Below are 13,054 nucleotides of genomic sequence, written 5' to 3' on the forward strand. Positions count from 1 at the left end.
GTTCGAAGATTATAGTGAGAATGTGGTGGTGTGGCAAAACGTACTTTACCAGTGCGATAACGTTGCCTTCGACCACCAGCTAATATCCTTAGATGTATACACGCCCCTCGACATGCGCGCACCGGGCGGGGTTACAGGGCAGTATGCGCTCGAAATTGCCATGGACGAACTTGCTTTTGCCGCTAACATAGATCCGGTAGAGCTTCGGTTAAGAAACTATACGCAAAAAGACCAGAACAAAAACCTGCCTTTCTCCAGCAAAGAACTAAAAGCATGTTACGAGCAGGCGGCGAAGGCATTTGGCTGGGAGAAGCGACCACCTGCACCACGTGCCAGGCGCGAGGGGCATAAACTTGTAGGCTGGGGCATGGCTACAGGTGCCTGGGAGGCCAAACAGCAGGAAGCCGCTGCCAAAGCCCTGCTCACCCTCGATGGCAAACTAACCGTGAGCAGCTCTACTGCCGATATCGGCACCGGCACCTACACCGTTATGACCCAACTTGCAGCCGAAGCGCTGGGCCTTCCGTTGGCAGATGTTACCTTTAAGCTCGGTGATTCTGCCTTACCGGAGGCACCTTTGCAAGGCGGCTCCTGGACGGTAGCCTCGGTAGGGTCTGCAGTTAAAATGGTAAGTGAGGCCCTCGCGGAGAAACTGCTGAAACTCTCGCGTAAACTGGAGAACAGCCCCTTTACCACTGCCAGCCTCGATGAAGTCTTTTTTGAAGATGGTCATTTGAAACTAAACAGCGACCCTGCCAAAGCTTTGGCTATAAAAGAGATTATGCAACAGCGCGAGGTGCCATATCTGGAAGAAGAAGTGAGTTCAAAACCAGCCGAAGGGCAGAAAAAGTATGCTGCTTATACGCATTCAGCTGTTTTTGTAGAAGTAAAGGTAGATGAGGATTTTGGAGTAGTGGAGGTAAGCCGCGTGGTTAGCGCCATTGCCGGAGGCCGGGTTATCAACCCCAAAACGGCTGCAAGCCAGATTATAGGTGGCGTGGTGTGGGGTATAGGCATGGCGCTGCACGAAGAGTCGATGCTGGACCATAAGGTTGGCCGTTTTATGAACCACGATCTGGCAGAATACCATGTGCCTGTAAATGCCGACACCCCAACCATTGAAGTTATTTTTGTGGAGGAACACGACGAGCACGTAAACCCCATTGGAGCAAAAGGCCTTGGTGAAATTGGCATTACCGGAGTAGCAGCCGCCATATCGAACGCTGTGTTTCATGCCACCGGTAAACGCATCCGGAACCTACCTATTACCCTCGATAAATTACTATAACAGCAGAACGCCTGCAGAACCAAAGCTGCAGGCGTTCTGCTGTTATAGCATAATTTTTTTTACTTATTGCCTGAAAACCATCCTGAAAACAAATGCATTGGTAAGGTCGATCCCAGTATTTCAATCCAATTACCCTTAATTTATCAACACGCAATTATTCAAATAAAAACACCCTTCAGAAGGTTTTTCACTTAAAATCAGTCAAGGGCTGAGATAGGGTTCTGGCAGGGAGCACGCATGGCATTAGTTAGTCGTGGCTCCCAAAATTGAGGTTGTAGAATAACGAAACCTGTAAGGTGTGGTTATGCTCGAACACACGGCCATTTGGTTTCTGAATAATCTGGTTCAGGTAACCGAGTTCAACAGAAGCAGCATTATTTAATTTATAGCCTAAAGCCGCATAAGCCCGGTTCTGATCGAAAATGTTTACCTGCACATTTCTACCAAAGTTCACAAAAATCTCGTTGTAGGCAGCCAGGAAAAACTCATTTGGGTCTACAGTGGGTCCTGCCAAGGGTAAAACAGCTTTCAGAAAATAGCGGGTACGGTTAAAGTAGGTGTAATCTTCCTGCCCCGGGCGTTTAACCCAGCGTTGCTCCTGGCGGTAGCGGTGCGTAAAAACCAGCCGGTTCAGACTGTTCCTGAACTGCAGCTGCTGGTATACACGATGTTCCGGAAAAACACTGGCTGCCGGATCGCCACCATACGGGTACGTTTCAATAAATCCGTAACCCAGCGTAAGCATCGCATTGGGAGTAAGGCCATAGTTAATGCCTGTGCGGATGAGTAACTGCTGCGGGTCTGAAATGATATTGTGTCGCCGTAGCTGCACCTCGGTGTGCAGGCCCCATTTGTTGCTGAGCCTGTGGTCGCCAAAGTACATGTACCAGCCATTGTCGTTTGTTACCCGCTCCCGCTGTGTCTGCGCCGCCACATGGTGCGAACAGAAAAAACCAGGTACCCACAGGAGCACCCATACCAACTTAAAAAGTAGCTTTTTAGAAATCATAGGCGCAAAATGTCCTTTAAAATCTTAAACTACAAGTTCTTTTAACTTCATTTTAATTTTAATCAGCTAACAAGGAAGTTAAGCACAAAAGAAATCAGTTAAAATGTTTCGCCAGCAGCTCTTCCAGCACCTTGCCAGTCAGGGGTTTATTCAGGAAATCGAGCACACCGGCTTTTTTTACCAGGTCCTCATCGCGGGGGTTCAGCGAGGTGGTCAGCACAGCAATTACCACCGACTCCTTTCCAGGGAAATCAAGTTTTTGGTACGCCTGCAAAAATCCGAAGCCATCCATAACCGGCATGTTTATATCCAGTAAAATAAGGTTAGGCGCTTTACCCGCTGCAGAAGCGTCTCCTGATTCAATATTTTTGAGCAGCTCAATGGCGTCTTTACCATTTCGTGCCGTTAGTAGTTCGTTGGCAATGCCTGCCCTTTTAATGATTAAGGTACTGATAAAGTTAGTCGCCTCATCATCGTCAACTAATAAAACAGAGTTGATCTTGTTCATGTTCTGTCAGATGTATCTAATCAGCATTTTCCGGCAAGAAATTTAAACGGCTCCTGCCATGCACAAAACTGGCAACGGTTATTTCTTCCTGCTTTCAGCCCCACATGGCATGGCCCAAACTATTGCCTGTAACTCAAAAATAAGCGTGCTGTGCTAATTTTAAAACATTAGCAGAAAAATATTTGACTACGATTTTCAGCACCAGCCTCAGCTGCCACAGCCAACTAATTGTGGGTTAAAGATATAGTAAAAGTAACCTGCAAGCCATTAATTACCAGATTACCCTTGGCACTATTTTGCCCAAAACTCTTTGGAAGGCTATTTTCATTTGAATAATTACAATTCGCTTATTTCTGAAAGTACACTTTAAAGGCGGCACCTTCCCCTAGCTTACTCTCCACTTCTATTTTGCCGCCAGCATTTTCCATAATTCTTTTAACAATGTAAAGCCCGATACCGGAACCTTCCACATGGTCGTGCAGGCGCTTAAACATCGAGAACATTTTCTCTTTCTCGGTAGGGTTAACGCCAAGACCATTGTCGGTAACGGTGAGCAGCGTGTACTCAGGGAGCACTTCTGTAGAGATGCTGATGTGCAGGCGGCGCTCCGGCGAGCGGTATTTAAGGGCGTTGCTCAGCAAATTATAAATAACGCTGCGCATGTTTTTAGCCGAAAACCTGACCGACGAAACAGGTGCAATATCAAGCTCAATGCGGGCACCCGATTCAATTATCAATGATTCGAAATCGAGCTGGACTTCCGATATTATTTCGGCCAGGTCCACCTGTTTTACGTCCTCACCGGCTTCACGCTGTATTTTGGCAACCTCCGTCAGGTCGGCCACGGCTTTCTTAAACCGATCAATGGAGTTTTCGATCAGGCCAATCAGGCGCTGCACCACGTCAAGCTCCAGCATATCGTCTGGCAGGTACTCCACCAGCACTTTCAGCAGCCCCTCTATGTTCGAAATAGGCGCTTTCAGGTCGTGCGAAGCAGAGTACACAAAATTGTCGAGGTCGGCGTTAATGGCAAGCAGTTCCTTGTTCATCTGTTCAATTTCGCGCCTTGCCCCCACCTGCTCATTTATATCTATGGCAACCGCTATAACGCCAGTAATGGCACCGTAGGAGTTCCGTTTGGGATGGTACACAAAGTTCAGGTACACCACCTCCAGCCGCCCGTTTCGCTCCAGCACCACCGGCAGCTCGTTGGCTACAAAAGGTTCACCTGTTTCGAGCACCCCTCTCAGGAGTTGCAGAATGTTTTGCCGCCCAATTTCGGGTAATGCCTCCAGCACAGGCTTCCCCAGCACCTCCTCCTGTTTCCGGCCCCAGATGTCGCAAATACTAGGGTTTGCCAGATCTATAATAAAGTCCTGTCCGCGCATGAGGGTAATACCAACAGGAGCCTGTTCAAAAATCTCGTTCAGGTACACTTGCTGCCGCGCCAGCTCCTCGCGGGCCTGCACATGAGTAATGGTAGTAGCAATCTGGTTGGCAAGCAATTCCTGAAAACCTTTATAATCGGTATCGTATTCGAGCCAGGAGCTGATACCGACAATAAAGAAGCCCAGCAGCTGCTCCTGGCCAGGCATGCAGATGGGTAAAACGGCCTGAATTTTTACCGGCGGCAGGTGCGCATTATCTACCGATGACTCAATGCCGTCGGGGAAGTTGACCACCACCGCCTGCTTTGTTTGCTGCACAACCTCTAAAGGCCACAAGGTATTCTGCTGGTGCAGATCTACCTCTTTTGGCACCGAAAAATGCAAAAGCCCCGCCTGCCCCGACAGGTGTGCTTTTGTGCCTTCACCATTCAGGAGGTAAATCAGGCTAAACGGAATATCGTCAGCGTTTTTGTTCAGAAAATCGCAGGCCGACTGGCAGGCCTGCTTCAGTGTCTGGTTCTGAGTAGAGGTATCGGAAATATCTTTGAGCGTTTTTAAGCGGCGCTGGCCCAGTATGGTGCTGGTACGTTCGAAGCAGGCACAGAAAATGCCATTTACTTCTCCGGCATCGTTAAAGGCAGGGCTATACGAAAAGGTCCAGTAGGTTTCTTCAGCGAAGTTCTTCCGCTGAAGTATCAGCTTCAGTGCCTCGGCGGTAAAGGGTTTCTTATCGTGCAGCACACCTGCTACAATATCATGCAAATCATCCCATACCTCTGCCCACACCACCCTGGCCGATAAGCCTAAAGCCTGCGGGTGCTTATTTCCGAGAGCAGGCAGGTAGGCATCGTTATGAAAAGAAAACAACTCATCAGACCACCAGATAAACATCGGGAAGCCAGAATTCAGTATCAGGCGAATATTTGTTTTCAGGCTTTGAGGCCAGTTAGAGGGCGGGCCCAACGGATGATCCTGCCAGGGGTAATCCCGCATCCTGGCTCCCATTTCACCTCCCCCCCGGAAAAAATCCGGCGGGTTGCTTTCCGTCTCATTTCTATTAGGCTGAGGCATGTATCGAGGTAACATTTTTTATTAGCTAATATCACACATTTCCGGCCGGAGATGCTCTGATAGAATTAATTTTTAACGGGCATTGCTGACATTAAGTTGGCCCTTTCAGGAGGTAGCAGTTATAAATTTTGTCCTAACCTTGCCAAAAGCTTCCTAAGTCACTGATGCTCTGCACTACCTGCTACTGAAGCTTTGGCAAGACCAATTATTCAAATGAAAATAGCCTTCAGTAGGCTTTTCCTGCTGCTGCTCTAATCAGATGATAGACTTTCTTGTCTGAATCAGGATCAAACTTTTGTAAAGATTCTTTTGCAATACATAGTCAGGGTAATTTTTGAGGTGAGCGCATAAGGGCGACAGGAGCCATAGATCTCTCCGCAGGCACTTTTCATTCAAATTATCACTCCTGAACTATTAGGTAAAAATAGCTCTTCCCTTCTTGCCATGTTTTCTTCAGCAGGTCTACTTTTCCTTTGCCATTGCCAACCGCTTTTTCCAAGGCCATCCATCTGCCACAGGGCGGGGCTTTACCCATTGTTTTGCACCCCAATGGTAGGGTACAGCAGCCAGATCGACAGTGGCATCTACAATAGGGTGAGGTGGGTAACCATTCAGGCTGAGGCTGGAGAAGGCGTAAACCTCGGGCTTTTCCATTCCCTTTTCCTGGTACTCCTGCTGCAGGAACCGGGCAAACTGCCAGATCATGTCCGGGTGTTTCACGAGTTCCCGTATCTGGTCACTGGTCAGGTAAGTATTGGCATTCACAATTTCTTCCTGCTGCGTGGCCGCATCGCGCACTTTATAATAGATAGAGCCACTTTTGGTGCGCAGCATCATACGCCACGAGAAACGGTGTCCTTCCTCTGTCCAGTTTACATCGCCGGGTATAAAAAAATGCCGCAGCGGAAACACCAACTGCCAGCTTAAGTAGAGCACAAAAAAGCTAAGCCCCAGTTGCCTCTGCCAATGTGGCTGCTGCACAGGCACATGCTGCAAGACTTCAGACGACACATTTTTCCGGAAAAACCAGCGGGAAAGCTGGTCCGGGCGAAAGAAAAGCACATTGGCCGCAATCATAAAGTAAGGAAACACCCCCACATGAAACACCGCAGAATTAAAAATATGGAAGAAAAAAGCCACCCAAAAAGCTACCAAGCGTGTGCGGGGCCAGAGCAGGGCAAAACCAATTAAAAAATCGAATGCGATGCCACCCCAGGCAATCAGCCAGATCATGGCAGGTGTGTTCAGGTAAGGACCAATTACATAAAAATGCGTTTTGTACGACATCCAGATGCTTACCGGCTTTGCTGCCAGCCAATCGGGCTGCAGTTTGGCAACACCGGCGTAAAAGTACACGATCAGCAGCTGTACCCGGAAGAGCCAGAGCGTCCATTGCGGCGCCACATCACTTTCCAGTTCCGGTTGCCGCCGCACATCCAGCGAGAGCTTACGGTGGGCAGGCAGCAATACCATAAGGCCACTTACCAGAAAAATGAGGTAGTGGTGATTAAGGTAGTGTGTTTTTTCGCAGAAAAAGCTGTAACCAAACAGCAGAAAGAACAGGAAAGAACTTATTTTGTAGCGCCAACCTACCATTATCAGGAGACCCAGCAAGGCCATGAGCAGGTATACAAACACCATACCGTAGCCAGGTAGCGGCTGTATCCACTCCAGCCCTATGTAGCCGAAATGGAAATTTGGCGCTACATAATGCTCCTGCACCCACCCAATAAGTACAGCGCCCACTCCTTCGCAAAACATCAGCAACCCAAACAGTATCCGGAAATAAACAAGAAAATAAATAGATACCGGCTTCAGTAGCAACTGTTGCATATTCGTTTCTGTTAACTTTAGTAAAACTGTCCTAATAAATCAGCACCCTGCAAATGACAAATGGGCAAAAATGCCTCAATCAGGGCCATAAAAGCATATTTTTTCAACAGTTCTAAATTTTAATTTGGCGAAGTTCCTTACATGGGTACGCCGTTCCCTTCGCTTTTGATGCAAACAAATACTTCCTGCCCCTAAAGCGCCAGAAGATGGCGATGTTCATCAAACCGCTCGAAAACGTGCACCCCTACAAGAAACGCTTAGCTGCGGAGGCTGGCCGCATTAAGGGTGTGCGGCAAAATACATGAATTTTAGATGCAGCAGTTTTGACTTTCTGGTGTTGGGCAACAGCACCCAAAACAGAGCCGGAAGGCCGTTTTCCTTAGAATAATTTTGGTTGTTGATTGTTCTTTGTCGATTGCTGAGTGGTTGATTTGGAGATGTGATGATTTGAAAATGGGAATGCAGGAAAAGCTTTAACGCTTTCCTGATTCACAACAAAATTTAGTTTACTCATCTGGCGCTTCATCAACTTAATCGTTAACAACCGCTTTCCTGTCTGACAAATGACTAAGTGATAGCTTTCCTATCATTACTACTTTTTAATCTGACGCAGCACTGGCTCCGGCTATATACTAAAACCTGCGAAACATTGGTTAAAATCTACGGCAAAGAATTTGTATGTTTAGGAAGGCATATCCCTACTTTCCTACTAAAACTATGGACACCCAAAATTTACCTGTATTTCGCCGGTACTCATCCTCTTTCCACCTATTGTTTATCCTGCTTGCGCTGTTTATTGCCAGCTGTGGCATCAAGAGCAACGAGCTTGGCCTGGAGCGCAAAAATTTTGATCAGGAGATAGCCCAGGAACAGAACCTGGTCTTCACTTTCGACAAAGAACTTGTAACCGAAAAGCAACTGCAGCAATGGGATACGCTGCCTTACATCAAATTTAACCCTGCCATAAAAGGTCGTTTTAAATGGACAGCAGTAAACGAACTGGTCTTTTCCCCTTTCCAGCCCTTTGCCCCCAGCACCGATTTTCAGGCTGACCTGACGCAGCACCTGCTGGCACACACCGACGAGAAATACAAGATTCCGGAAGGGCAGAGCATCCGGTTCCACACGCCTTACCTCGACCTGGCGGAGACGCGGGCTTATTGGGCACAGGCCGAAGAGCTGGGGCAACTGGAGGCGCGCGTCAACCTGAAGTTCAACTACCTGGTGAGCCCGGGGGAGCTAAGCAAGCGTATTCATTTTTTTGCAGGAGCCACCGAGCTGCCGGTAGAGGTGCTGGCGAGCAACCAAAGCGATGAAATCGGCATAAGAATAAAAGGTACGGAGCACCTGAACGAGGAGGCCACACAGGTGCGGCTGCGCATTGCACCTGGCCTCACCACCGCCGGCACCAGCTACCAGACGCAGCAGCAGATAGAGCAGAACGTACATATTCCGACACGGCAGGCCCTGCAGATTTCCGAAGTCACCACTGCCGTGGAGAACAACCAGGAAATAGTGTTTGTTTCTACCACCTTACCTGTTGCCGCCGATAACCTGCAGAAAATGGTGTCGCTGGAACCGAAGGTGAGTTTTGTAGTGGAGCCGCAGGAAGGTGGTTTTGTGCTGCGGGGCAACATGCCGCAAGGCAACAACTATACTCTAAAAGTATCGAAGTACCTGAAAGCCATAGGTGGCATTATGATGGGGCAGGACTACAGCCACCCCTTCTCCTTTGCCTCGTTGCGGCCGGGCGTTTCTTTTGAAAACAAGAAAAGTATTTACCTGAGCAGCAACGGTTCCCGCAACATGGCCCTAAGCATTGTGCAGGTGCCGCGCATAAAGGTGAGCATTGCCAAGGTGTTTGAAAACAACATTCTGCGTTACCTCCAGGATGGTAAAATGTGGGACGGCCACTACGACCAGGAAGCCGAAGAATATTTTGATAACTCAAATTATGTAGTAGACGAGACAAATGGCAAAACCATTTTCGAGCGCGAATACGACACCAAAAGTCTACGTAAACAAGGCAACTCCTACCTGCTAAATCTGAACCTCAACGACCTCGATTTCGACAGTGAGTTTAAGGGGCTGTATGTGCTGTCGGTGAAGAGTACGGAGAAGAACTGGCTCAGCGATTCTAAAGTGATATCAGTGTCAGATATCGGGCTGCTGGCGAAGCAGGGGAAAGACGAAGTGCTGGTATTTGCCAATTCCATACGAGAGGCTACTCCCCTTGCCGGTGTAGAAATCCGCTTCATCAGCACCAGCAACCAGGTCATGCACAAAGCTACCACCGACTCCGAAGGCGTGGCCCGTTTCAGCGACATGGCCAGAACAGCGCCTGATTTTAAGATCGGCCTCATCACCGCCCGCTCCGGCCACGACTTTACGTACCTGCCCTACCGCGAAACGCTGGTAAACACCTCCCGTTTTGGGGTGGGCGGCAAACGATTATCGGAAGTGAACTACGATGCTTTTATTTACGGCGACCGCGAGTTGTACCGCCCCGGCGATGTAATGCACGTGAACACCGTAGTGCGCACACCCGGCTGGGAAACCGTAGCCGGTCTGCCTCTGAAACTAAAACTGCTCCTGCCCAACGGCAAGGAATTTAAAAGTGTAAAGGCGAAGCTAAACCAGCAGGGCGCTGCCGAAACCAGCTTTACCTTGCCCACTGCAGCAGTAACGGGAACCTATACCCTCGAAGTGTATTCGGGCAACGATGTGCTGCTGAATTCAAAAAAGTTGGGCGTAGAAGAGTTTATGCCCGACCGCCTAAAGGTGAGCACCACACTAAACAAAACGGCTTACAAAGCAGGAGAGAACGTGGAGACGCAGCTGGTGGCGCAGAATTTTTTCGGTCCGCCGGCAGCCGATCGCAAGTACGAGGTGCAGCTGAGCCTGAAAAAGAAATCGTTTGAAGCCAAACGTTACCCGGATTATAACTTTGAAGTGGTAACGGCCGGATCGGTAGACATACAGACGAGCGTTCGGCAGGGGCAGACAAACGAAAGCGGCGAAGGCCGCGAAGCGTTTGAGCTTTCGGATTACGAAGATATTGGTGTGCTGGACGGTTCGCTCTTCACCACGGTGTTCGATGAAACGGGACGACCTGTAAACAGACTGGCTAAGTTTGTTGTGAACACCCAGAGCACTTTCTACGGCATCCGGAATTTCGACCGCTATGTGAGTACCCGGCAGCCGCTCCGAATCCCGGTGCTGGCACTCGATGCGGCGGGCAAACCGCTGGCTTCGGCACAGGCACAGGTGCAGCTGGTGCGCTACACCTACGAATCGGTGATTGAGCAGGGAGGCGGCTCCTACAATTACAGATCGCAGCGCCGCGAGAACATCATCCAGACCAAAACCATTACGGTGCCTGCCGCTGGAGCCGTGTACAGCTTTACCCCCACCCGCTCCGGCTCCTACGAGGTGCGCGTCATGCGGCCTGGGGCACAGAACTACGTAGCGCAGGAGTTTTACGCCTACGGCTACGGCGACACCGAAAGCACCTCCTTCGAGGTAAACAACGAAGGTGAGGTAGACATTGCCCTCGATAAGGATTCGTACGAAGTGGGCGAAGAAGCTAACGTGCTGCTAAAGTCTCCTTTTGCCGGGAAAATACTGGTAACGGTGGAGCAGAACAAGGTGCTGAGCCATTTTTATGTGCAGACCGATAAAAAGGCGGCTTCGGTAACCATTCCGATAAAAGACGAACACCTGCCCACGATGTACATTACTGCTACAGCCCTTCGCGAAGTAAAAGACAACAGCCTTCCCCTCACCATTGCCCGCGGTTTTAAACCGGTGAAGGTTACCAAGAAAAACACGAAACTAAGTGTTGCCATTACAGCACCGGAAGCCTCGCGCTCGCAGCGGGTGCAACAGGTAAAGGTGCAGACAGCCCCCGGTGCCGAAGTAACTGTAGCTGTGGTAGACGAAGGCATTCTGCAGATAAAAGACACGAAAACACCCGATCCGCACAGCTTCTTTTATCAAAAACGGGCGCTGGAGGTGCAGTCTTACGACCTCTACCCTTTCCTGTTCCCGGAGCTGGGCAATGGCAAGTCGAGCTACGGTGGCGATGGTTTTGATTTGGCTAAACGCGTGAACCCGCTCACCACCAAACGGGTGAAGCTGGTATCGGTATGGAGTGGGATTCTGAAGGCAGATGGTAGTGGAGAAGCTACGGTGAACGTGAACATTCCAGAGTTTTCGGGAGCGTTGCGCGTGATGGCGGTGGCGTATAAAGACAATGCTTTTGGCTCTTCGGAGAAAACCATGCGTATTGCTGATCCTGTGGTGATCAGTGCGGCACTTCCCCGTTTTCTGAGTCCGAAAGATACGCTGCTGGTGCCGGTTACACTGACGAACACGACAGCCAAAAGCACATCTGCCAGCAGCTCGTTGGCGGTAACCGGTCCGTTGCGACTGGTGGGCGAGGCGACACAATCGGCTAACTTAAACCCTAATTCGGAGGCGCAGGTGCTGTATAAGCTGGTGGCCAGTTCTGCCATAGGTGCCGCATCGGTTACGGTAAAAGTAAAAGCGCTGGGTGAGCAGTTCAGCAGTAAGACCGACCTGAGCGTTCGCCCGGCCGCTCCGCTACAGCAACTAACAGGAGCTGGTTCGCTGAAAGACGGAGCCGTGGCCGACATCAGTCCAAGTCATGACTTTATGCCAGCTTCCGTGTCGTCGAAGGTGCTGGTGAGTAACTCGCCGCTGGCCCAGTTCAGCGATGATATTACCTACCTGCTACAGTACCCGCACGGCTGCCTGGAACAAACCACTTCTACGGCTTTCCCGCTACTGTACTTCGCCGATTTGGCCCGCTCGCTGAACCAGGATAAGAAAAGCCGGAATTACAATCCGAACTATCTGATTCAGGAGGCAATTACTAAAATTGAGAGCATGCAGCAGTACGATGGCGGCTTCAGCTACTGGCCCGGCTCCGCCCATGGCTCCGACTGGTTTACAAGCGCCTACGCCACGCATTTTCTGTTGGAGGCGCGCAAGGCGGGGCAGCCGGTGAACAAGGAGGTGCAGGACAAGGCGCTGGCTTACCTGCAAAAACTGGTGAAAGGCAGAGCCCTGGAAGAATACCGCTACTACAACGCGCAGCAGGAGCTGAAAAGCAAGTACATTGCGCCCCGCGAAATTGCCTACTCCCTCTACGTCCTCAGCCTGGCTGGTAAACCCGACTGGGCGACCATGAACTACTTTAAAGCGAAGCCGGAGCAGCTTTCGCTCGACTCGCGCTACCTGCTGGCCAGCACCTACGCCGTGAACGGCCGCCGCGAGAACTTTAACCAAGCCCTCCCCCGCTCCTTTACCGGCGAAACCGCTGTGCGCACCCTGAGCGGCAGCTTCAGCTCTCCGCTCCGTAACATGGCGATGGCTCTAAACGCGTTGCTGGAAGCCGATCCCGATCACCAGCAGGTAACAACGCTGGCACGGCACGTATCGCAGGAGCTGGCTACAAGCAAGTGGTACAACACCCAGGAACGGGCTTTTGCCTTGCTGGCGCTGGGCAAGCTCTCGCGGCGCAGCAGCGGCAACCCCACGGCGCAGCTGGTGCAGGACGGCAAAAGCATCGCCAGCTACAGCGGCAAAGACCTGCTGCTGCCAGACAAGCTGAACGTCGGTGCTCTTTCGGTGCGCAGCGGTGGCACGGGCAGTCTGTATTATTTCTGGGAGTTGGAAGGCATTAGCCAGAGCGGCCGCTACAAAGAGGAAGACAATTTCCTGCAGGTGCGCAAAACCTTCTACGACCGCAACGGCCGCCAGATCACGAACAACACCTTCGCCCAAAACGACCTGGTGATCGTGCGCCTCACGCTGCAGTCGCTGGACGGCCGCAACATACCGAATGTGGCTATTACGGATTTACTACCGGCCGGCTTCGAGATCGAGAACCCGCGCCTGATGGGTGAGCGGGAGTTCAAGTGGCTGCAACA

General features: G+C 50.5%; 6 protein-coding genes. 2 read left to right on the forward strand and 4 right to left on the reverse strand.

The genetic code is table 11. From position 1 onward, the window contains the following. Positions 1-1,288 (forward strand): xanthine dehydrogenase family protein molybdopterin-binding subunit (locus tag FVR03_RS22180; protein ID WP_147923972.1); only part of this gene is annotated, 1,288 nt, incomplete at its 5' end. A gap of 247 nt (positions 1,289-1,535) precedes the next feature. Here the strand turns inward: FVR03_RS22180 and FVR03_RS22185 are convergent. The 4 genes from FVR03_RS22185 to FVR03_RS22200 form a co-directional block, all read right to left on the reverse strand. Next, the gene (locus FVR03_RS22185; protein ID WP_147923973.1) at positions 1,536-2,297 is read right to left on the reverse strand and encodes a DUF2490 domain-containing protein; all 762 of its coding nucleotides are present in this window, start codon (positions 2,295-2,297) and stop codon (positions 1,536-1,538) included. A 94-nt stretch (positions 2,298-2,391) separates the two neighbouring features. Beyond that, entirely contained in the window at positions 2,392-2,805 is a 414-nt protein-coding gene (locus tag FVR03_RS22190; protein ID WP_147923974.1) for a response regulator, read from the reverse strand. A 347-nt stretch (positions 2,806-3,152) separates the two neighbouring features. Further along, complete coding sequence (locus tag FVR03_RS22195; protein WP_255474359.1) at positions 3,153-5,264, reverse strand: sensor histidine kinase; 2,112 nt, start codon at positions 5,262-5,264, stop codon at positions 3,153-3,155. 462 nt (positions 5,265-5,726) lie between these two features. Then, the gene (locus FVR03_RS22200; RefSeq protein ID WP_147923975.1) at positions 5,727-7,097 is read right to left on the reverse strand and encodes an HTTM domain-containing protein; all 1,371 of its coding nucleotides are present in this window, start codon (positions 7,095-7,097) and stop codon (positions 5,727-5,729) included. A gap of 717 nt (positions 7,098-7,814) precedes the next feature. Here FVR03_RS22200 and FVR03_RS22205 point away from each other — a divergent pair. Beyond that, the coding region (locus tag FVR03_RS22205) for an alpha-2-macroglobulin family protein (protein ID WP_187270265.1) at positions 7,815-13,054 on the forward strand (5,240 nt) is incomplete at its 3' end.

It is taken from the genome of Pontibacter qinzhouensis (assembly GCF_008017455.1).
GTDB classification, from domain to species: Bacteria; Bacteroidota; Bacteroidia; order Cytophagales; family Hymenobacteraceae; genus Pontibacter; species Pontibacter qinzhouensis.

Bases quoted from the DNA above. Each gene is read 5' to 3' on its own strand.
- FVR03_RS22185 (WP_147923973.1), bottom strand. From the start codon at position 2,297: ATGATTTCTAAAAAGCTACTTTTTAAGTTGGTATGGGTGCTCCTGTGG.
- FVR03_RS22190 (WP_147923974.1), bottom strand. From the start codon at position 2,805: ATGAACAAGATCAACTCTGTTTTATTAGTTGACGATGATGAGGCGACT.
- FVR03_RS22195 (WP_255474359.1), bottom strand. From the start codon at position 5,264: ATGCCTCAGCCTAATAGAAATGAGACGGAAAGCAACCCGCCGGATTTT.
- FVR03_RS22200 (WP_147923975.1), bottom strand. From the start codon at position 7,097: ATGCAACAGTTGCTACTGAAGCCGGTATCTATTTATTTTCTTGTTTAT.